Here is a 20086-nt window from a genome sequence, read left to right on the forward strand (position 1 = left end):
AGCCTCGGTCGAACTATCTTAATAATGTGGTTATATAATGCATAAGTTGCTTGCTCTGCTTCCTCTTTTATATTCTTTACCCTCCAATGCAGGTTTCATCCAATACTTTAAAGATGAGAATGGCGAAACGAAATGGCAGTATGTTGCCAATTTCTCAAGCTCTGTTCTTATTCTTCTCTTGTCTGTTGCGCTAGTCACACTGTTTTTTAGCCACAGCAAAAAAGTCCGTGCCAATAGAGCGCTCAAGGAGATCCGCGATGCTCTTGAAGAGCGTGTGAAAGATCGCACTGCGACCTTGGATCAGTCTAATCAGCTATTAAAAGAAGCGAACACAGCACTTAATGGTGAAATGGAGCAGCACAGGGAAACAACTCGCCTGCTCAAGTATTCAGAGGCTTACATCAAGAATATTTTACAATCGATGCCCTCCATGTTGATTGGTCTTGATGGGGATCTTAATATCACTCAGTGGAATGACTGTGCCGAACAAATTACCGGCATTAGCCATGAAAAAGCTCTAGGGAAAAATCTCTGGCAAGCCTACCCTACCATCACCATTTCTCCTGAACAAATTAAGGATGTGTTAGTCAGTGGTATTTCATCTACGATTAAACATAGTCAGCGAGGGCAATACTATTTTGACATCCGTATCTTCCCGCTGAAAGGACAGTTAGGCCATGGTGTCGTTATTATTATTGACAACGTTACCCAGCGCTCGCTGGCGGAGAACATGCTTATCCAGCGAGATAAAATGTCGTCGATGGGTGAATTGGCTGCCACCATGGCACATGATATTGAGCTACCACTGCGTGCTATATCAAATGACCTGGATACAATCTTAAAGACTTTACCAACTTCATCTGGCGGCGAAGATGAAAAAATCTCAGCCCTTTTGCATGATGCTCGCGAACGAGGCACACAAGTCTCCAGTGTGATTCGTAATTTATTAGAGTTCTCTCGCAGTCAAGGGGATAAGAAACGTCCAGCCAGTATGACGACAATCGTCGATCATGCCATAGAGCTGGCTCATAATACTCTTTCGGATCCTACAGGCCTGCGCTTTTCTGATATCACTATTGAGCGACACTACGAAGACAATCTGCCGGAAATTCCCTGCTTTGTATCTGAAATGCAGCAGGTATTCCTCAGCCTATTCCGCCACTGTGTGCATGCCTTGGCAAAGGCGAATAAAGAAGACATAACACCTACAATCATGGTAGAAGTCACCGAACGCTACGACGCCTTATGGATGAAGGTCCAACATAATGGCCTTGGCCTTACTGGAGAGGAACAGCAAGATATCTTTGAACCTTTTGTAAATACATGGCCCTTAAAGAAGGAAAGCTCAGAAGCTGAAAACCGCTTGTCGTTCACACATTTTATTTTGGTTGATCACCATCAGGGGCAAGTTGCTATTACATCGGATGTTGAAGTAGGTACAACTTTCCATATTCAGCTACAACTTTAAAATAAATTATTGTCATAATCTAAAAAATGTCTATATTTAATTTGTAACTGTTCCTGGTGCAAATAAAATACATTTAACATTACCGATGTGAATTGCCAGCCTATTGACAGATAAAACTAAGGGCTGGCAGCAAGCCTAGTTTAATTAGTATAAACAGCCTGCGGTCCAAAAAAATACCCCTATTACTTATTTTTATATCTTCAGTATTTTCTTTTTTTATAAAAGTTCGCTTTATTAACCGGTAAAAAACTATTTTCAGACTGAGGTTTAGTTTCATCATCTAATTACTTAATTTACTTAATCATTTAAATAGTTAACACATTAAATTTAACATTTAGAGTCAACTTTGAGAGAGATAACAGAAACAAAATAAGCGACTAACTTTTCATTTTTTAATTTTATTAATAAATATGCCGTATAATTTATTTCTATGACGAAGTCTCAGACGCGTAGGACAAAAATAGGCTATAATCGAAGTTTAGCTATTTAACCCCGGTATATATCCTATTTCTTAAAAAAGGATTAAAAATGTCAGCAGTAACGATAACCATAGCAAGTTGGTCAGGCGAGCCTTTAGACCTTAAAAAAATTGAAAAAACGATCGAGCAAATCAATGATGATTATGTCGTTTGCAAAGTAGTGCACGAAGAAAAGGATATGTTTGAAATTGTTATGGAACAAATTAAAGATAGTGTTGTCATGACATCGCCCGTTGAATTAACGGATTCTAAAGTGAATACTGCAACTGAACCAGCGGAGCGACCTTGCAGGAACACAACGCTTACCCTCATTAAGTAATCTGGGCAACAAATCAAAACTATACCTCCAATAGACTTAATATATTACGCCCAGTGTTAATCGAAAAGACTACTTATATCGGATGATATTCAATATACCAACGAAGCAGAGAATTTAAGCAGCCTTTAGCCTACTAAGAAAGCATATACATTATGCTTTCTTAGACCTACCGTTTTTATAACTACTTCTTTACAACCGCTTAAAACCCTTATCTGCTTTCATATCCTTATAGACGCTATAAAGTAGCGCTAATAAAAGAAGTTGAACTTTTTTTAATATATAAAAGCTTAAGTAAACTAACCGAGATAAATCAACTCCCCCCAACTCAGTGCCCAGGACTATTTTCAATAAATATTACTTCGCTGGTAGCGTTGGAATGTCACTAGCAAATACAGCTTTATTATCACGTTAAGTAATAAAAAAAGAGGCACAATAGCGGCTAAGGGTGTGGATAAGAGTTTAGAAAAATAAGCTGAATTATCTCGTTAGTTGTTAACCAGCAATTATTTTAAGGGTAATATGGCTTAGCACAGCGTGCAGGTCTAAAGTGAGTAAAAAGTTTAGGCGAATGCTTCTTTAGCGCATTTATAGCGCCAAAAAAGCATGTGTTATAATATAACAAATCACGCCACAACCATTTATATAGAGGGCCTCAGGGTTATCACCCCAACACTACCAATAAAGCAGTGAGATCATTTAAATGTTTCCATCTCATACTCCCTAACATCTTGCCTAATTTCAGAAGACAATAAATACAGAGCTAAAATATTGGGAATTGCCATAGCAAATAAGAAGGAGTCTACAATGTTAATCGCTACAGAAATATGAATGGAAGACGCTGTTGCAATCACTACGAGTAAAAAAGCCTTATAACTATTAATTACTTTCTTACTGTCACCAAAAAGATAAATTGCGGCTCTCTCACCGTAGTATGCCCAGGCGATACAGGTAGAATAAGCAAATAAAATAGCAGCCACCACGAGTAAGGTTGGATACCAACTAATAACACTACCAAATGCTGCCGAAGTAATTTCAATACCCTGTAAGTCCTGTGTATAGACACCTGTTACCACTACCACAAGTCCCGTCATAGTGGCCACGACTACCGTATCGATAAACGGTTCTAGTAAGGCTACATAGCCTTGGCTAATAGGCTTTTTAGTCCGCGCCGCAGAGTGGGCAAAGGCCGCAGAACCAAAACCCGCCTCACTAGAATATGCTGCGCGGCGAACACCGTTGATCAAAGCACCAATAAATCCACCCGCCGCCGCATCCATACCAAAGGCCCCTTTTATGATAGATGCCAACGCTGAAGGGAGCACAGAGGCATTGATCACCAAAATCACCACACCCGCCAGTAGGTATAAACCACACATCCAAGGCACTACAATTTCCGTCACACGACCAATGGTTTTGATACCACCTATAATAGCGACCCCCACGATGGCGGAGAATACAACCCCAAAAATCAAAGGTGCATCAATACCAGTGGTAAACGAAAATTGCACATACGCTTGGCTCACCGGAAATATAGTCATCGAGCCGCCAACAGAGCTAACAGCAAAAAATATCGCCCAAAATTTACCCATTTTAGGTAAATTAATTTTGTTAAAGGCATGCTCAATATAATACATGGGGCCACCGGATACTTCTCCATTGGGACTCTCTCGCCGGTATTTTACTGACATATAACATTCAACGAACTTCGTAGTCATGCTGAAAAAACCCATGACTATCATCCAAAACAAGGCACCAGGGCCTCCAATAGCAATAGCAACTGGCACACTTGCCAAATTACCTATACCCACCGTGCCTGATAGTGCCGAGGTCAGCGCTTGGAAATGCGAAACGTCTCCCTCTCCCACATCTTCGTCAGGATCTCGTAAAATTTTTATACTGTGGGTAAAACCACGAAGATTAATAAAACGTAGGGAGAGCGTAAAAAACACAGCCGCGGAAAAGAGGCCAATCAATACTAAAGGCACATCGTTACCAAAAATATTAATGGAGTAAAAAATCACCGCAGACATGCCATCGGCAAAAGGCATTATTGCTTGGTTGATACTTTCAGATATGCTTTGTTCTGGCATGAAATTTTCCTGATCAGATATTTACGGACAAATATATTGGTGCACCGGCAGCGGTTATCGGCAAAACGCACAAGTATAGGTGTAAATGGGAATGAGACGAACTGATGAGTTTACTTATTTGCTCAAAATGCACATTTATTCTTATGTTGATAATGCCCTATCCGAAGTATCTCATGAGGGTTTACTTCAGCTAGGGCTTAATTATGACAATCATCTAGTGATTATTGAAACATTCACCTCGTCCTTGAGGATTAGATATTAAATCAGCAAATAGAACAACTAGCTAAGTCGCTTAAAAGCTGTAGCGATAGCGCGCATACCAGAAAGAACCGTTGAAGTCGAATGGCGTATACTGACTGAAGGTATTACCAGCACCAGCCGCTGCACCAGGGTTAACTTGTGGCTCTTGATCAAAGAGGTTATTAACACCTAAAGAAATATCAGAATTGCCTGCCACTGTTACGCTAACTTCAGCGTCAAAGATGAATTCGCCACTGTATTTAATGTTGTCCTGACTGTCGAACCAACCGCCATAACGGCTAAGTCGTCCAAGGAAACGCCAGTTTTCTAGTGTGTGAGTGGCAGTGAAATTGGCACGGAATGTAGGCACCCCTTCTTCAACCTCACGTACACGAGTCGCACTAACGGTTGCTGTATTAAAATCAGTGATTTCAGTTTCAGTATTGTTTAGTACTAGATTCCAGTCAGTTACACCACCGAGCCAATCGGTGGAGGTAGAAACAACTAAGTCAACACCTGTGGTTTTAGTATCAAAGTCGTTGGTGAAGAAACGGAAATTATTAACACTACCCGCACCTGGGATGCTTGAATCAAGGCTCGCTTGTTCGGCAGCCGTCAATTCAAACTCCGATGACAAGTTTAAGCGGTCTTCCACCTTGATATTGAAGTAGTCCAAAGTAATGTCGATTTGCCCAACAGCAAAGAAAATACCTGCGGTAAAACTTTGCGACTCTTCTGGTTCAAGTTCACGACCACCGCGAAGCAGTGCAATTGCGTTAGTAGATGGAATCGTACCGTTATTAACAAGCTGACCATTTTGGAATTCAGTAGATACGTTAAAGGCATTAATTTGTCCTGGCGTCGGTGCTTTAAAGCCCGTACTGAAGGTAGAACGAATACCTACGTCATCATTGAACTGAAAATTGGCGCCCACTTTATAGTTGGTGGTGGTGCCAAAGCCATCAAAATCTTCCCAACGTACAGCTGCGGTAGTTAACAACCGATCGGTAAGTTCCACTTCGGTATCGGCGTACAAAGCAATGTTTTCACGCGAAAAAGCGCCAGCCGAGAAGTCAGGGAAACCAGCGAAACCATTTGATCCTGTACTAAAGCCTTGATCAGCCAAAGGCCCAATGGCAAATGACTCTGGTTGACCTGCTGTAATTTCAAATTCCTCTTCACGCCACTCTGCACCCCAAGCAAAGAATACGGTATCGGAGAATTCGTAGCCAAAATCAGCATTAAAGTTAATTTCTGTTTGAGCGTATTTACCCGGATCAAAGGAAGTTGGAGTATTGGGCCCCAAACTGGCGTTAACGGTATCGAAGATAAAGAAATCCACTTCATGATGCCCAAGATAGCTACTAACGTCCCAGCTAAAACCACCGGAAGTTTCGCCTTTCAAACCTAATAAGAAAGAATAATCGACCGCATCACCACCAAAGAATGGCGTAAAGCCACCGGGAAATACTTCACTAAAATGGAAACAATTAGGGTCGGCTTGAATATCCTGTAACGCCGCTAAACCTGCAGCATCCAAAGAATTGTTAGTCACAGGAATATCGTTGCGACAGTTACCACTGCCATCGGAAGTAAGATCACCGACAAGTAGCGCCAAGAAATCATCGTCAGGATTATCCGGGGTGCCATTATCGTTAGTAAAACCATTAACACCACCACGAGTCAGTGGATGACGGAAGAAAAAGCCGCCGGTAACGGTTTTCGAAGCATAGTTAGTGTGGCCGTATAATTGCGTATCACCGCCCAACTCAATACCGAAGTTAGCTAGCGTTTTAATATCATCTTCGATTTCGGGTAACCCCCATACTTGCGCAGGGTCTCGCACAGGAAAACCGAGTGCAAGCGCAGCATTGGCATCATCTCGCTGAGTGCTGCGGTTGGTTGGATCCGCGTAGCTATATTCCGCACTTAAATTAAGAAAGCCATTAGCGCCCAAAGGCAAACCGAGGTTAGCAGCAAGCGTTCCTCTTTGACCATCGCCTTCGGAATATTCTCCAAATTTTGCTTCAATGGCCCCACCTTCAGCATCATCCTTTATATTAAAGTTGATAACACCGGCGATCGCATCAGAACCATACTGCGCCGCAGCACCATCACGTAGGACTTCAACATTTTTAAGAGCAATAGACGGGAAAACAGAAATATCCGGGCCTTGTGAACCATTGGAAATACCATTACCTAACCAAGTAATAATAGAAGCGCGATGTCGACGTTTACCATTTAACAATACTAATGTGTGATCAGGCGATAAACCTCTCAAGTTAGCGGGGCGCACAATCGTCGCACCATCACTTATCGGCTGCTGGTTTACGTTATAAGAAGGAACAACATTACGAAATAGATCCTGCAAATCACTGCCACCTTGTGAACTGAATTCTGCAGCACCAATTACATCAACCGCAGCTGGCGAATCTGTAGCTGAACGAGCACTAGAGCGCGTACCGATGGATATCACTTCTTCATCGAAACGCTCCGTTTGTGTTTCTTGCGCAAATGATGTATTCGCTGCGACCCCCAAAGCGCAGGAAATAAGCGTCGATAAAGATAAACCTTTCTTTTTTTCAAATAATTGCATAGTGAATTGCATCCCCGAGATGGCTAATTATATAGATATAAAACATCAGCATTACAAAATCTGTGCCACAAAACACTGTAATATTTCGTTTTATATTTACTTGGTGAAATCTCTTTTATATTTATTATTTTTCATACACTCCGTTACTAGTTTTAGCTAGCATCATAGCTGTAACGAAAGTATATGAGCCCTTATTTTAGCTTCATTTTGTTAAGTGAAAATAACAATAAAACCTCATTCAGTGTTGATAAAAACTCTTCACTCAAAAATGTTTTACTAAGCTCAAAACCATCGCCTTATTCTATGTATTATTTATATTACTTATTAAAAACTCAGGTATAGTTTCATTACTCATTGTTTTTTCAAGCTTTAGTTTTATACGCGAATACAGTCTTTTCATGGCTTGATATATAGTATTTTTATCCGCTTATATGCACTATTAATTAACAGACAACGTACGTTCTTAGACATATATAGATTTATTTTTATTATTATATGGCGTCAGTATGAGCAACAACAGTCGTTTGCTGTCCCCTCTAGCGGTATTGATGACGCCTAAAAGTTGGTGGCAATTGTAGCACCAAAAACATGCATGTGCACATTTTACTCCCCAAATTAGAGCACAAAAAAATAATGCACTAATATAACTTCCTACAGCAAGCACTAAGCGATAGAAATATATTTTCCATAGAGATGTATGAGGAACAGACATACTTGATAAATTAGAAAACAGAGCCTTTTTTACGAGATACAACAACAAAGCAAAATGTTAAAACTCCGCTAGAAACTATAGGTGCTAACAATTAGTTATTCTCACCTATCTAGGATTAATAAAATAATTACTCAATACTCATTAATTCAAACGCAAAAAGTTAACTCGTAAAATATAAAAGTAGAAATAAATCATACTTAAAACAACATGCATTTATGACAAAAATTTCTTATAATTAGAAAAAATAATATACAAGATACTTATTGAAATAAACGCTCATCATTTTACTCAAAACATCATTGACATACTTTCCAGCAATAAAAATATAAAAACGAAACTCAACAAACATCACAATTATAGAAATCTAACAGACATAAAAATGCATTTGGCGACAAAACAATCCGCCTAAGTTGACTTAGTATTAAGTTTGTTAGGACACTTGAACCAATTAGAATATTAATAAAAGGTATTAGCGCATTGAAAAAACGGATATATGTATGGCTACATAATGAATTCAATGACCGCAAATTAGCGCTCTTCGCTGAGATTGTTATATTAGCAACGGCACCTTATCTACTCCTCAAAAAATTCTTTGATTTTTCGATTACCGATATTTTAAAACTGCATTTTTCCAATGACGTTGCTGGTGGCTTTTTGCTCATCACTACAACAATTCTAATTATCGCGTTTATTATTCGAGTCATAGCTTTGATCTTCGACAACAACCCGCCACTAAGTGTGGATAAAATTAAACTTGATGATGTAACCGCTTTCCTGGCATCGGATAATAATGATATAAGTGTGATTATTAAAAAATGTAAATCGCAGAAACATTTAAGCATAACCGAAATGTATAACGAAGACATTTTTTATGACAAAGTCGCACTTATTATCGTCTCCTTAGTGAATCATATTCTCAAAGGAGCCACTCAAATAGAACTGGAAAAAAACGATATTTTCATTTCGCTATACTCTTATAACAGAGCATCGAACTGTCTGGAATATGTTGCACACAATTCACTCAGATATACGGTGACATCAAGAACAATTAGTTTGAGTCATGAGAAATTTAGCAACTACGAATGTGTGAAATGCTGTAATTCCGTAGATATTGCTCAGTATGTGTTAAAAAATGAAAGTTATCATAAGGGAATTAGCAAAAGATATGATACTATTAAACAGTATATGGGCTATAAACTGACGGATGAAAGGAACGACATCCTATTTGGCTTCCTCAATATCGAATTTCACAGGCTGGAGCCTTTTAATAATGAGGACGAAATGAAGCGTTTTATGGAAGAGTATATTGCTCCTTTTAAGCTACTATTAGAGCAACAATATCTGAAGTTTGACCTATCAAAGCAGTTTGAGGATCACAACAAGAAACTAAAGGTGGTACAAGAGTGAAAACTAATTCAGAAGTCAGAATACTGCTAGAAAGAGCAAAAAAGACCAGGGAAGATATGAAAAAAAATATACATGACTCAGCTTATAATACCGGCAAAAGAAGTAAGCCCATTGGCCTGAATATGTCCTTAGTAGATAATAAAAGCAAGATAAATCTAGATAAGGCAGATAAAAGCAATCTAATTGAAGCCAATTTCTCACTTAACAAAAAGTCCTGCCACTGATAGATCTTTGTAAACTCTGTTAGTGACTTGCTTGTTCACCACCCAACCAGCTTGATCTCAACTCAAGATTCCTCGTTCGCTGCTGCAGGCTGCAGCAGCCGCCATTGCAAGGCATCGTTTATACTGCGCTCACCAATACCCAAGCTTTCAATATAGCATTCTCTTATCTCATCAATTAAGGCAAGTTTCTTGCTCATATAAAACTACACTCAAGGCACTCACACACCATCGGGCAAATCAAAACAACGTAAATAATTATTAAGTTAAATGACCAGGTTAAACACACAAAGCCGCAAGCAAGGCCAGCATTATAAATAAACTTGTGAATTTAAATTAGAGATCTTGATGTATAGACTAACAAGGAAATAATAATGGGGTGAACGACGGGGATCGAATCCATTTTTAGGGTGTTCAGGGGCGTTTCAGGCAGTAAAGGCCATTGATTTATAAGGATTTTTCCCCCAGCAACAACCGTCAGACACATGAAAGTGTGGCAAAAGTGTGGCAAAAAAATCTCTGCCACACTTTTCTATTTATATGTAATTAATGAATAGAAAGGAGTGGTGGTATGATAAAAATGGAGCGGGAAACGAGACTCGAACTAATACGGGTGGAAATCATAGGAAGTCATACCACGTAAAGCCCCGTAATTACTGAGCGCGCCATTCTATGAAATTGTCAGTTTTCACGAATTGGCCCCAAATTGGCCCCACAAATCCTTAAGATTTTTTATATTGGCACCAAAATCTATTGAGGGTGCGATACGGGTGCGATATAATATATTCGTACTTGAGAAAAAGTGCACGCAAGAGGCTCGGCATATCGTCAGGGCGAAGCGAAAAGGAGAATACACCATGTCATCAGCACCACAACTTCCTACTAACAATACATCTATAAACATTGATGACATTAATGTCATCGACGAATTTGCCACTATAGTCGACGTCTATGGTCAGGGCTGCAATTACCCCACAAAGCAAGGCGCTGAGAATTTCAGGGTAGACTTTAGAGTAACTGCAATAAAAGAAGGCAACGAGAAGTCATTCAATGTTGTTTACTCAACTATGGAACGCACAGACAACATAATGGCATATAACGGTTTAGATATGGCCTTGGATTTTGATTGCGACTCCAACGAATCAAGCGAACTAGAGGAATTCATGGGCAACAGTGATATCTTTGACGATATGGCCGAAATAGCAAAAAAAGAATGTTCTGAATGGTTCGAATCGAACCGTGAATAAATTTTAAATGCAGTGGAGGCGAAGAGCCTCCCTATTCCGAGATATATAGTTATGCCAGCAAAAAAATCGGTTAGGCTTGTTGATGAAACGATCAAGAAATTAGCAGCCCTATCCAAATCTATAGATCCCGAATCCAACAACAATGACAATATCAATTGGTCAGGAGCAATTAATCACCTGAGCGAGAGATACAGCCTGTTTTGTGAGAATTGCTTACCGGAGCTTACGGATTGTGAAAAAAAAGCCCTAGCACAGGCATACAATGGGCATCTGTTTGGCCGGGGCATTGCCGAGGAAATCAAAACAATGCATTGGCAGGTTGGAGAATCAATTGAGTTTGACTCAAATGTTGTTGCAATACTCGCTCAAGAAGACATCAACCCAGCTGCTTTTTTAGAAAAAGTAAAAGGCTGGAAGCCCGAGGAGCGCCTGGCAGTCATTCACTTAGTTAATGAATTCTGGAGCAAGCCCATAACGGATGATTAAAAAGCCGAGGGCCTCATTTGACAGAAAGCTCATTCTTCAAGACATATTGCGCGAAAATGACATATCAATAGATGACGTGGCTTACATTTGCGATGAACCTGACAGAGTCGTTGCGCGTTGGTTTTCTGGCGATGGCGAGCCGAGCAGGTTTTGCTTAATGCAATTAAGGCATGCTCTATATTTAGCTCACCGCACGATACCAAGCTCGCTTGTCAAGTTTGTTGAATCACAGGAAAGCAGGGTTAAATACTGGGGCAAAAGATTCAAAACGGATGCTGCAAGCGCAGATGTTCGTAGAGATCATAAACCGATCGAGACATACAAATTTCATGGTCAAAAAATGAAGCTATCTGACATTGCGAAAAGCAGAAAATGTGTTGTATCGGTCAAGACTCTTCGGGGCCGCATCAAAGCAGCCGGAATCCTCGTGGGTGAAGACGTTAGCGAAATTGCATCAATTTATACACAACAAGGAAAGAAAATTAAAACGCAGGCCTAATCACCCCTGGCAACTTTGCAAACCCGTTTATTCTCAAGCACATTGCTTATAAGCTGCCCCGCGAACTCATCTCGCTGCTTTTCGTCCATTTCACAATAATGCATGATGATTTCAGCCCGACCTGTCACAATATTTATCATCCACACATCACCCAGGGGGTCAATACTCCAGGTTGTGCTGGGTATTTGTTGAGCAGCTAGGGCCGCCAGGGTTTCTTTCTGCTTGTTTGAGTCCATAGAAATAAGGATAGCCCGTATTACAGAAATGTGCAGGCCCTAGAATTAGATATAAAGAGCCGCTAAAATGAGCCTATAGCTAACAGATGAAATATTTAAGCACGCAAAAGCGCGTACCACTAAACAAGCCAGAGAGCAAGTCATGCAAAACATTATTTACACAATGAAACAAGAGCAGCAAGACATAATCGACGGCTTGGTACAGTCTGGCGAGTACGAAAATGCTCAACAAGTCCTAGATGCGGCGGTTAAGTCGCTAGACTCTGGCGCTGACAAGCTTCAGCGTTTGCGCGCCCTAATTAAAGAGGGCGATGAATCAGGTGCCGCAGTTCATGTCGACGTAGAAAAGCGACTAACTGAGCTAAGGCAAAGAGCGCGTGCATAAGCTCACACCTAAAGCGCTAGACGACACCGACAATATCTATTTTTACAGCATTAAACAGTTTGGCCTAGAAAGAGGCGAAAAGTACTATAAAGAAATATTCAACGCTATTCAAAAACTAGACGACAATCCACAATTAGGAAGGAATCACAGTGCAGGCGTCAGTTTAAGAGCCTTTAATGTTGGGTCTCATGTGATTTTCTATCGCACATCTCCATCTGGCGTTGTTGTTTCAAGGGTTCTGCACAAGTCAAGAGACTACAAAAGGCACGTCTAACAACTTAACAAAGCATTATGTAAAGGTGCGAGTCATGAAAGAAGAACAAGACCTTTCCAACACTACAAACGTCTATGATCTATGTGAAAGGCTAGCCAAGAATAAAATGCTCGAAGAGCTACAGGCACTAATCAGCAAATTGAGCGCCGAAAAACAGAAAGAGCTTTTAATATTCGTTCAACGATTGACACAAAGCTAACTAACAATGTTTACCCCCAAATGAAGCCAATGCCCGATCATGACGACCCTCAAAGCGCTGAAGCTGGAGAAAGTACTGATAATGCGCTTAACATACATCAAATTCGCACAGCAATTGACGAAGGCGAGCGAAGTGGAGAGTATAAGGATTGGAACTTTAACGATTTCATGGAGCGAGCAAAGAAAGGTGATGCTTGAAAATTATACCGACCAACCCAATAATGATGTAACTATGTCCAATATCAGCAGATATTAGCTAGTCGACGCGATTTCGGTAAAAACGACATAGCGCGCCTCATCCACCCAACCATAAAAACAGATTGACCAGAATCTCTATAAACGATATTCGCGTAAAAAATTTGTCGCTCCGCTACAAGCTCGACCAACATCCAATTCCCAAGCGAATTAAAGCAGGCGGCTGACCGCTCAACAGTTTTGGCACCAATAATCCCATCGTTTATTAATGCACCAAAACCAGCACTATTACACGCGTTTTGAAGAAATTTAATTGCTTGCCTTGGCCCGTGATTAACAGCAGAATCAAATACAAAAGGTTGAATACATTCTGGTAGTCGATCTATACCCGGCGACAGATAATAATTATATTCGTAAATATCTCGCGCCGTTTTAATATCGAGGTTTTTAACATCATCAACCGTCACTTTTTCACTTAAATATTTAGCCAATGTTTGTCGAGTAATACCAAAATTTGTAGCTCCACCTTTGTCAGAAGGATGATCAACAAAGCCACCCTCTTTACTTAACACATCATCAATGAGTCTATTAACATCGACTGCCATAATAATTGCACTCACCTTTTTTAATATAAACATTACAACTCAACAAAACGCAACCAGCTGCCACGACGAATTGTAACTTCAGACACATCGGCCCCGCGACGAAAAAGCACATTACAATCCTCAACATTGGCATTTGTCTGAAAAAGCCCACCCACTCTCGCGGAGCAAACCGTTGCACCAACCGCATTTAAATACGTAGTTGGAATCGAAGTATCAAAATAACCACCCTGAGAAGTGAGTGAATAGGAATAAGCACCCGTCCCAAACTCCACGTTACCTGCTTGCAGGTTCATTCTAAAAATAGCGCCATTGGAAATAAACGACGATGCAACACCTACAATATTTCCCTCAACAGAATACAGTGTATTCGCTTTTAATGAGGTGGTGAGTTCGGCATCAAATACAGTTGATGTAGTCACATCACTATCAACGGTTTTAGTAAGATTAATCGCTTCCTGAAGTCCAGGCAATCCCGATACACCTATCGGCACAACAACCCATGCACTCCCCGTCCAGCGCTCAAAACGATTTAGATCACCCGACCGGTTAAAGCGCATAGTATTAGTTAACACGTTAACATCACCATCGTAATCCATACGCGCACAACTAGCAGTCCGACTATCGACATCTTGCGCAAAAAACCGTTTTAGCAACGTCGCCAATGAATAACTCGACCAGTTTGCCATGGTTTAACTCCTATTAATTCACTGACAAATAGCCCCGCACGGAATATGAAAATACACCGCTGACTCTATTGCCATTATTATCAAAAAGACGAACAAAAAATTCGGTTGGATTAACAACATCATCAAAGCTATAGGATGCATATCGCGGTACTGTCGCATTAGGTGTAACCGAGATCGACGTTACATCAATAAAGTTTTTTCGAAGAGCAACACGCGTTCCATTGGCATCAGATGCAGAGGCCACATCTCGCCCAGATTCGCCCTGCTCTTTTAAATCCAGGGATGTAAAAATATCATCGATTACTAAAATATCATTCGCACCACCATCGCTAGCGACATCCACAACGATACGTACATAGCGAAATCCAATACCAAACACTTGCACATTATTATCTGCAATGAAGTTAACACCATCATTAGAATACGCTATTTCTAGTGTATAACTCGCGTTACCAGAAATAGTTTGTACGGATACATTACTAGTAATGAGTGAAGTGGCAAGCGTCGCACCTAAATCATAAATCTTTTCATAGCGCGCACTGGTTTGACCTGGCGTTGCAAATAATTCAAACCCTGCATTTATTTCTTCTTGAAACGTGTCAAAGCCATTATCAATATACTCCTGCATCGTTTCATCAGGATCAACCAACGCAACTAACGCCCCATTGTCGACAAAACAATTTGTGGAAACACCATCAAAACCCAATTCACGCTCACTAAAAGAATCAAAAAAGACATAGTCGGGTAACTGAGACACAATCGCCGTAGCTGAACTAGGATTAGCACGATTGCCCGCAGTGTCCACAGCGATAAAATGATAAGTATACGATCCGGCACGGCGCTCTTGAATAATCGTAAATGTGCTATCACCTGCTTTATCCTGAAACTTTTCAGCCTCATTAAACCGATCACCAATAAAGATTTCATATTTTTTTATAGGAAGATCGCCAGCTTGCGCGCTATACGTAAGCTGAACACTGTTATCAATAACACTCGCCGTAACATTTGCCGAACCGGGCTGCCGAGGCGATACAAGCTCCGAAACACGAATACTCCCATTACCCACAATATCAACAGCTACAACGTCAAACGATCGCGAACCGATCCAATCAACACGAATACGCTGATTAGTTGCGCGTGTTCGTGCAAGCAAAATATCACCATGCCATACTTGATATTCCGCGATAACAAATGATGACGCCGCCGGCCCCCACTCCAACACAACATCTGCCCCCGCATAGCTGTGACTAACATCATACATAGTGGGAACATAAATAGTAATTTCAGTGCTAACCGGATCACTCGATCGATCACCCGTATCATAGTCCACAGCCCAATAAGTACGTCGACCGAATTGAACACTGTCTAAGAGCAACGTATTACCCGCGACCCGCCCTAACTCAACAGCTGACTCAAATGTAACACCTTCAAAAAATCGCGTTTCTTTATAGTCGACATCCGGTGACGGATCTTTTGATAAAAATATTCCCGTGTCCGGACGAATAACTGCAGTAAAATTTGTCGGCGTTGTCGGTGGCGCAAGCTTACCAACTACTTGGTATTGAGAACTTGTTACCCATGCACTTTGGAGCCCCAAGCGACCAACAGAACGCGCACGCACTTGAACGACATTACCGTCGCGAACATCTCGCACCTCAAAAAAAGGCTGACTTTCAATGCTTGCAGGCAACCACGCATCACTTGGTGTTGGCTTATATTGAAATTGCACGAACGATGCTCTCGAATCGTTAGGCGCAGTAACAGAAGCGGTTAACACGGTATTGATTACATTACCCTGGCGAACTAAATATTCACCGAGCACTAAATTTGTAGGCGCTGGCAATGGCCCCGTTGGCAAGTCGGTGTAGTCACCATCATCAAATACCAAATCTTGTTCAACACGTGCGAATTTATTAGGGTCGTATATTTCGGCCTCAACAGAATAAATATTATCAGATTGCGCAGATACGCTTGTGACACGAAAAAGCCGTTGCGATAATTGATTCGCACTTAATACCCAAATAGAGTTGGGCTGAACATCGGCCACAGGCCCATACAAATGTACCTGATTATTTGCTACATCAAAGAAAAATACTTCTGCACGCGAGACACGACCTTCAGGCGTTATGTAAGAAATTCTATAGGTATAGGTCGAACTAATAAGAGAGTCGGGCAACGCATCGACCGTTAGCACAGAGCCTCGCACACTCACCATACGCCCCGATAAACGCTCGCCCGCAATTGCTGGATCTTGAATCGCAATAACACTGTAGGGACGTATTGAGAGATGATCCAAGGCAGCGCGATAAGTAACGGTCGTTGTTGCATTTTGATCGTGCTCTATTTCCCACTTACCCACCCGCCGCGCCAGTCCACGAGAATTACAACCAAAGGCGGTAATATCTTTTTGTTTCCAGCCATGGACAGCGACCGCGTCTGAATCTTCATACACTTCGACCGCTGCTTTTTCACCATCATTAGGATCGTTATAGGTAACTAAAGCCGCTGTACTTCTATTTTTCAGGCTTTTGGAACTGTAAGTAAATTTGCCATCGATCACGTTAGCAGGGCACGCAAGAAACTCATAATCTGCTGGTGCATCTTGCACTGGTATAACAGTACCACTCCCCCAATAAGTGACTCCGCGAAACACTGACGCTAACTTTCGAATAAGGGTTTGCGCCTCTTCACGCGTGCGTATTTGCACATTCAATGTAAAGCGTGGCTCTTGACCACCAAATCCATCATCAACAAGCTCATCACAGTACTGTGATATCTGGTATAACCGCCCCTTATCAACTCTAAACGGCTCGATAAACTCACCTAGGCCATAGCGATCATGGGTTACCATATCGTAATAACACCAAGCAGGATTATTAGTCCACGCATTGACAAACGTGCCGTTCCAGATACCAGTATATTGGCGTGTTTGCGGATTATAATTTGAAGGGACCGGAACTTTACGCCCCCTTATGTGATATTCACGACGCGGCACTTTATCGCCGAACTGTTCAGCATTGATGGCAACGGCAATAATGGCACAATCAGGATAGGACAGCTTCGTATCAATTAACTCGGTGTATGTACCCCAAAATGTCTTATTTTCCTTGGTCGCATCATCGTCAGAGTCTCGCGATATACGCACCACACGAATATTCCATGAACTACTAGCCCGCGTGCGCACAATATTAAACGATCGCTCATACTCACTAGTGGTTTTACCTGCGATCGTAGATGAAACATAACTATTCCAAGCACCACCATCGTATTGCACATCAATTCTCACCACGACATTGTAGCCGTGGAGGTCGCCATTCTCAGGATCTTGCGATGTAAGTGCGGGCACCACTATTTTAACGCGCACCGCGTCAACTTCGTCATTTGTAATAGCACGCACAACGGGCGTATTAAAAAGCACCTCTTGATCGACAACAAATTCAGACTCTACTTGGCCAAAACCCTCGATATAATCTTGAACAGGCAAGCCAACACGTGTATCAATAGCTACACCTTCAAAATTAAAAGAGCCATCATCATTTTGTACAGGCACGCCGTCGAGATAGACACTTTGCAAGCCGTTTACAAGGCCCTCTATCTCGCCCTCAGACACTAAATCTAAAACACGCGCAGTAGCAACACTTTTAAGCGTGTTCGGGTCTTCTTGAGCAGCACGCGCAGCACCTCCGCCCGCTTTACCACCTTTATTACCAATAATATCCATGTGAACTATTCCGATTATGGTTCATGACGATATGGCCATCTAGGATCGCGATGATTTGGCCAATCAATGATATCAGGCTCATCAATTGGTACGGTATAGGGGATCTCCTCAACACTAATACCCGCTGATATTACAGCAGAGCCCGCACGACCTACTTCGCCGTAAACAACCGGCACACAAATTCCTTGCTCCGTAGTGTTAACACCACCGTTAAATAGTGCAGAAACATTTTCATCATCTCGCGACTCATATGCCGACGACTCTGGCGCTATTCCCGCTGCTGCACCACCCACTTTTGCACCCGAAACATCGGGCAAAATATGTAAATTAGAGCGATTACCAAAGCGTACACCGTAATGATCAATGCAAAGCCGCTCACTTTTATTTAATGACAAAAAATACGGTGCCCGCAGTATTTCTTTTTTAAATCCAGGCAAAACAGACGATAAAAAACGCAGCGCATCAAGAGGTGAGACCACATCAATGTTGAGTTCGCCATTCTCAATCAGACTAGATAATGCACCATGCAAATAAATAGTTTTCATGTTAAGCAATATGCCTTACCCAGTGACGAATATAACGCTCCCACATGTAAACAGGCTGCTCACATGAAGGATGGTTTACGCTAAAACCTTCACGGTTACCGATTTGATGCAAGACAAGACCGTTACCCACATAGACACCCGCGTGATTAATGGTATTTGAACGAATTTGTGCAAGAAAACAATCCCCTTCTTGCACTTCACCTGCATCAATGCACTCAAAGCCCTGCGACTCAAAGTTTTTTTGGTATAGATTATAAGAATCATCGAGCCACCACTCCCAATCGCGGGGAAACTCATCGAGCACGATATCTTTTTTCGCTCTAAAGTAATCACGGATAAGGGAATAACAATCAAAAATTCCATGTTGAAAAGGCCGTCCTTTTAACGGTGCAACCTCTAATGTATCCCCCCAAAAAAACGGCTCATATGCGTGGCCTTTTTCTACATAAACAATGCCCCATGGAACACTCATAGCAATTTGTGATCGCATATCACCAGCACTTGGGTAATAAGGGCCATCAGGATGCGAATGAATCACCGCTTCAATTTTATTCTTATACTTTGCAATAATATCGCGTGAAATATGGAAATTATTACTTTTATCTTTCGCCACATTACGTAAAGACATGTATTTATTATCAACCACAATGCCGCATGACTCTTCAGGATAGACACTACGCGCATGAGCCATTGCATCAGCAGCGACATCACTATTAAACGGTGATCGATTAAACTGCTTGACCATATCTTTAATACTCATTACACCCTATCCCTAATTCGTGCAGCTCCCGGAAATCCCCGAAAAGGCAGCACAGCATTTGAACCAAAACGAAGCCGACACGCGCCAAGATTTAATGCACATTTGTCATTCGCGCTATTGGTCGCATTATTCTGTAAATCAAAAGACGATGAACCAACATAAGGGCACGTTGCTTTTGTATAATCAAAACTACCATTAACAAAACGTCGATATCGATGCGTACACGCATCCCGTAATATTTGTCGACGTGGAAGCTTTACTCCCCGTACATCAAAGAGCGCTGCCAATCGCCACACAATGCGCTCATTATCCATTGACACCAACTGATCAATAGAAAATATTTCTTCCGGAAAAGTCGCCGTAGGGTCGGGGTTACTCCCATCATCTAAAAACTGTTCAAATGTTTTAATAATCGTGAGTCGCGAACCGACTAAATTGTCACTCCCCAAAATGGCCGCCACAAAGTCGCTACCCACATTACTAACAGTTAAAGAAGGCGTAGGTATCGCACCTCGCCCAGACCATGACAGTCCATTAATTTCAGCGGGAAACGGCACATACGCTCGATTGTTAAACTGAACAAATTCACCGTTTAACGGCCCAGGTGTAAAGTACGTAATACTCCCACCGATACTGGAAGCATCCAGCACAAATAAAGTCACGACAGCGCCGTAATACGACTGCTGAGCCGTACTTGCTATAATATCCGGCATTGTT

At 41.5% G+C, this 20086-nt stretch carries 21 protein-coding genes; 11 read left to right on the top strand and 10 right to left on the bottom strand.

Translation table 11 applies throughout. The annotated features are described in order from the left end of the window. Positions 1 to 37: 37 nt before the first annotated feature. Together BVC89_RS16110 and BVC89_RS16120 are read left to right on the top strand one after the other, a co-directional pair. Positions 38 to 1468, top strand: a complete 1431-nt coding sequence (locus BVC89_RS16110; RefSeq protein WP_086932176.1) for a two-component system sensor histidine kinase NtrB — start codon at positions 38 to 40, stop codon at positions 1466 to 1468. A 528-nt stretch (positions 1469 to 1996) separates the two neighbouring features. Beyond that, complete coding sequence (locus tag BVC89_RS16120; protein WP_086932178.1) at positions 1997 to 2266, top strand: hypothetical protein; 270 nt, start codon at positions 1997 to 1999, stop codon at positions 2264 to 2266. Positions 2267 to 2958: 692 nt separating this feature from the next. Here the strand turns inward: BVC89_RS16120 and BVC89_RS16125 are convergent. Both BVC89_RS16125 and BVC89_RS16130 read right to left on the bottom strand, forming a co-directional pair. Continuing rightward, the gene (locus tag BVC89_RS16125; RefSeq protein ID WP_216824994.1) at positions 2959 to 4356 is read right to left on the bottom strand and encodes an alanine/glycine:cation symporter family protein; all 1398 of its coding nucleotides are present in this window, start codon (positions 4354 to 4356) and stop codon (positions 2959 to 2961) included. A gap of 292 nt (positions 4357 to 4648) precedes the next feature. Further along, complete coding sequence (locus BVC89_RS16130; RefSeq protein ID WP_086932179.1) at positions 4649 to 7192, bottom strand: TonB-dependent receptor plug domain-containing protein; 2544 nt, start codon at positions 7190 to 7192, stop codon at positions 4649 to 4651. A gap of 1189 nt (positions 7193 to 8381) precedes the next feature. Between BVC89_RS16130 and BVC89_RS16135 the strand changes: the two genes are divergently transcribed. After that, a complete protein-coding gene (locus tag BVC89_RS16135; RefSeq protein WP_086932180.1) occupies positions 8382 to 9311 on the top strand; it encodes a hypothetical protein in 930 nt (309 codons plus the stop codon). After that, positions 9308 to 9535 (top strand): hypothetical protein, encoded by a 228-nt coding sequence (locus BVC89_RS16140; protein ID WP_086932181.1) that lies wholly within the window; start codon positions 9308 to 9310, stop codon positions 9533 to 9535. The genes BVC89_RS16135 and BVC89_RS16140 overlap by 4 nt, the downstream gene beginning before the upstream one ends. A 62-nt stretch (positions 9536 to 9597) precedes the next feature. On the opposite strand, the gene BVC89_RS30575 is transcribed toward BVC89_RS16140, so the two are convergent. Beyond that, positions 9598 to 9732, bottom strand: a complete 135-nt coding sequence (locus BVC89_RS30575) for a hypothetical protein (RefSeq protein ID WP_281260960.1) — start codon at positions 9730 to 9732, stop codon at positions 9598 to 9600. Between the two features lie 657 nt (positions 9733 to 10389). Between BVC89_RS30575 and BVC89_RS16145 the strand changes: the two genes are divergently transcribed. The 3 genes from BVC89_RS16145 to BVC89_RS16155 are packed head-to-tail and all read left to right on the top strand — an operon-like array spanning position 10390 to position 11764. Continuing rightward, on the top strand, positions 10390 to 10779 hold the full coding sequence (locus BVC89_RS16145; RefSeq protein WP_086932182.1) for a hypothetical protein: 390 nt from the start codon (positions 10390 to 10392) through the stop codon (positions 10777 to 10779). A 51-nt stretch (positions 10780 to 10830) separates the two neighbouring features. Continuing rightward, entirely contained in the window at positions 10831 to 11265 is a 435-nt protein-coding gene (locus BVC89_RS16150) for a hypothetical protein (protein WP_086932183.1), read from the top strand. Next, complete coding sequence (locus BVC89_RS16155; protein ID WP_086932184.1) at positions 11258 to 11764, top strand: hypothetical protein; 507 nt, start codon at positions 11258 to 11260, stop codon at positions 11762 to 11764. Before BVC89_RS16150 ends, BVC89_RS16155 begins: the two co-directional genes overlap by 8 nt. Here BVC89_RS16155 and BVC89_RS16160 read toward each other — a convergent pair. Beyond that, positions 11761 to 12000, bottom strand: a complete 240-nt coding sequence (locus BVC89_RS16160) for a hypothetical protein (RefSeq protein ID WP_086932185.1) — start codon at positions 11998 to 12000, stop codon at positions 11761 to 11763. The genes BVC89_RS16155 and BVC89_RS16160 overlap by 4 nt on opposite strands. A gap of 142 nt (positions 12001 to 12142) precedes the next feature. Here BVC89_RS16160 and BVC89_RS16165 point away from each other — a divergent pair, with 142 nt between their 5' ends. The 4 genes from BVC89_RS16165 to BVC89_RS29815 are packed head-to-tail and all read left to right on the top strand — an operon-like array spanning position 12143 to position 13055. Then, positions 12143 to 12385, top strand: coding sequence for a ribbon-helix-helix domain-containing protein (locus BVC89_RS16165; RefSeq protein ID WP_086932186.1), 243 nt, complete (start codon positions 12143 to 12145; stop codon positions 12383 to 12385). Further along, entirely contained in the window at positions 12378 to 12659 is a 282-nt protein-coding gene (locus BVC89_RS16170; RefSeq protein WP_086932187.1) for a type II toxin-antitoxin system RelE/ParE family toxin, read from the top strand. Before BVC89_RS16165 ends, BVC89_RS16170 begins: the two co-directional genes overlap by 8 nt. 34 nt (positions 12660 to 12693) lie before the next feature. Then, positions 12694 to 12858, top strand: coding sequence for a hypothetical protein (locus BVC89_RS29810; RefSeq protein ID WP_158657980.1), 165 nt, complete (start codon positions 12694 to 12696; stop codon positions 12856 to 12858). A 29-nt stretch (positions 12859 to 12887) separates the two neighbouring features. Next, positions 12888 to 13055: a type II toxin-antitoxin system ParD family antitoxin gene (locus BVC89_RS29815; RefSeq protein WP_158657981.1), complete on the top strand. Its 168-nt coding sequence runs from the start codon at positions 12888 to 12890 to the stop codon at positions 13053 to 13055. Positions 13056 to 13099: 44 nt separating this feature from the next. Here the strand turns inward: BVC89_RS29815 and BVC89_RS16175 are convergent, their stop codons facing one another. The 6 genes from BVC89_RS16175 to BVC89_RS16200 are packed head-to-tail and all read right to left on the bottom strand — an operon-like array spanning position 13100 to position 20082. Further along, positions 13100 to 13657 (bottom strand): glycoside hydrolase family 108 protein, encoded by a 558-nt coding sequence (locus BVC89_RS16175; RefSeq protein WP_158657982.1) that lies wholly within the window; start codon positions 13655 to 13657, stop codon positions 13100 to 13102. A 32-nt stretch (positions 13658 to 13689) separates the two neighbouring features. Further along, positions 13690 to 14343, bottom strand: coding sequence for a hypothetical protein (locus tag BVC89_RS16180; protein WP_086932189.1), 654 nt, complete (start codon positions 14341 to 14343; stop codon positions 13690 to 13692). 13 nt (positions 14344 to 14356) lie between these two features. After that, complete coding sequence (locus BVC89_RS16185) at positions 14357 to 18064, bottom strand: TipJ family phage tail tip protein (RefSeq protein WP_086932190.1); 3708 nt, start codon at positions 18062 to 18064, stop codon at positions 14357 to 14359. 14 nt (positions 18065 to 18078) lie between these two features. Next, positions 18079 to 18609, bottom strand: coding sequence for a tail assembly protein (locus tag BVC89_RS30180; RefSeq protein WP_086932191.1), 531 nt, complete (start codon positions 18607 to 18609; stop codon positions 18079 to 18081). Position 18610: 1 nt separating this feature from the next. After that, entirely contained in the window at positions 18611 to 19369 is a 759-nt protein-coding gene (locus BVC89_RS16195) for an NlpC/P60 family protein (protein ID WP_086932192.1), read from the bottom strand. Then, entirely contained in the window at positions 19369 to 20082 is a 714-nt protein-coding gene (locus BVC89_RS16200; protein WP_158657983.1) for a phage minor tail protein L, read from the bottom strand. Before BVC89_RS16200 ends, BVC89_RS16195 begins: the two co-directional genes overlap by 1 nt. Positions 20083 to 20086 lie beyond the last annotated feature (4 nt).

Source organism: Agarilytica rhodophyticola (assembly GCF_002157225.2).
Taxonomy (GTDB): Bacteria; Pseudomonadota; Gammaproteobacteria; order Pseudomonadales; family Cellvibrionaceae; genus Agarilytica; species Agarilytica rhodophyticola.